Raw genomic sequence first — 1,760 nt, forward strand, 5'->3', positions numbered from 1 at the left:
TGCCGCTGCAGCCGCTCGGCCGGGCTCACCAGCCGGCGCGCGAGCCAGTCGAGCTGCTGCGCGCGCTGCTCCAGCCGGCGCTCCATGCCGCGAGCGAGCGCACGCTGGCGCTCGCCGACCTCGCGCAGCAGCAGTGCGCGCTGCGGGCTCGCGAGCTCGGCGGCGCCGGTAGGCGTCGGCGCGCGCAGGTCGGCCGCGAAGTCCGCGATCGTGAAATCGGTCTCGTGCCCGACGCCGCTCACGACCGGCAGTTCGCTCGCCGCGATCGCGCGCGCCAGCGCCTCGTCGTTGAACGACCACAGATCCTCGATCGAGCCGCCGCCGCGACAGACCAGCAGCACGTCGACCTCGCGGCGCGCATTCGCGGTCTCGACGGCCGCGACGAGCTTTTCCGCCGAGCCCGCACCCTGCACGGGCGCCGGATAGACGATCACCGGAATGTGCGGCGCGCGGCGCGCGAGCGTGGTCAGCACGTCGCGCAGCGCGGCGGCCTGCAGCGACGTGACGATGCCGATCGCGCGCGGGTGCGGCGGCAGCGGCCGCTTGCGCTCGGGCGCGAAGAGTCCCTCGCCCTCGAGCTGCGCCTTCAGCCGCAGGAACGCCTCGTACAGGCGCCCCTGGCCCGTGCGCCGCACGGCCTCGACGTTGAGCTGCACTTCGCCGCGCGGCTCGTACATCGTCACGACCGCGCGTACCTCGATCCGGTCGCCTTCACGCGGCGTGAATTCCGCGTATTGCGCGCGGCCACGGAACATCACGCAGCGCATCTGCGCCTGCTGGTCCTTGATCGAGAAATACCAGTGGCCGCTCGCGGCGCGGGTGAAATTCGACACTTCGCCCGAAATCCACAGCAGCGGAAACGAGCGCTCGAGCATCGTCGAAATCGCGCGATTGAGCGCCGAAACGGGTATCACTTCGTCGCCGCCGCGGGTGGCACCCGGCGCGGCAAATGGGGAGTCGGAAGGCATGGACGGTCGGATGAATGCTGGCGGCGACACGATAGTCCGACACGCGCGCGACGTCCAGCGCCGGGCGTGTGCGCCGTGACGTGCGGAAGGTGTCCACACTTTGGCAATCGTCGGCCTAAAACGCCGGAAAACCGCGGAAAAATCCAGACGATTTGAGATAACGTATTGATTTTTATATATTTTTAAAACTTTCGAAACGATTCTCATCCGATTCGAGGCCCGCCCGGCGGGCGTTTGACTCATTCGAACGGGGAGTTCTTCACAGAGTTATCCACAAGCCGTCACGATCCGGCCCCGTGGGCTGCGTCGGCCGGTCGCGCTTGCCGCGCCCGCCTGCGGCGCGCTAGAGTGCCGCCTTCCGCAGACCCCGCGGCATGCGCCGCCCAACGGAGAATCCGCCTTGACGAATCCGTCCCACGCCGCGGCGCACGACCTGCCGCGCCCGGCCCGATGAGCGCGCCCGACGGCCCGCTCGCCCGGCTCGAAGCGCGCCTGACGCGCGAATGGCAGCGCCGCGGCGCGCTCGCGTGGGCACTTACGCCGTTCGCGTGCGTGTTCGGCCTGTGCGCGGCGCTGCGGCGCACCGCCTACGCGCAGGGCTGGAAGAAGCCGGTCGACGTCGGCGTGCCCGTCATCGTCGTCGGCAACGTGACCGTCGGCGGCACCGGCAAGACGCCGACCGTGATCGCGCTCGTCGACGCGTTGCGGGCGGCCGGCTTCACCCCCGGCATCGTGTCGCGCGGCTACGGCGCGAACGTGAAGGCGCCGACCGCCATCACGGCCGCGTCGCGC

At 70.3% G+C, this 1,760-nt stretch carries 2 protein-coding genes; one reads left to right on the forward strand and one right to left on the reverse strand.

Annotation, left to right across the window (positions count from 1 at the left end):
- Positions 1-968: exodeoxyribonuclease VII large subunit (gene xseA, locus L810_RS42905; RefSeq protein ID WP_042978411.1), on the reverse strand; the 968-nt coding region annotated here is incomplete at its 3' end.
- A 450-nt stretch (positions 969-1,418) separates the two neighbouring features.
- Between xseA and L810_RS42910 the strand changes: the two genes are divergently transcribed.
- Positions 1,419-1,760 (forward strand): tetraacyldisaccharide 4'-kinase (locus L810_RS42910; protein ID WP_179945702.1); only part of this gene is annotated, 342 nt, incomplete at its 3' end.

The sequence above is a fragment of the Burkholderia sp. AU4i genome, from assembly GCF_000466765.1.
Taxonomy (GTDB): Bacteria; Pseudomonadota; Gammaproteobacteria; order Burkholderiales; family Burkholderiaceae; genus Burkholderia; species Burkholderia cepacia.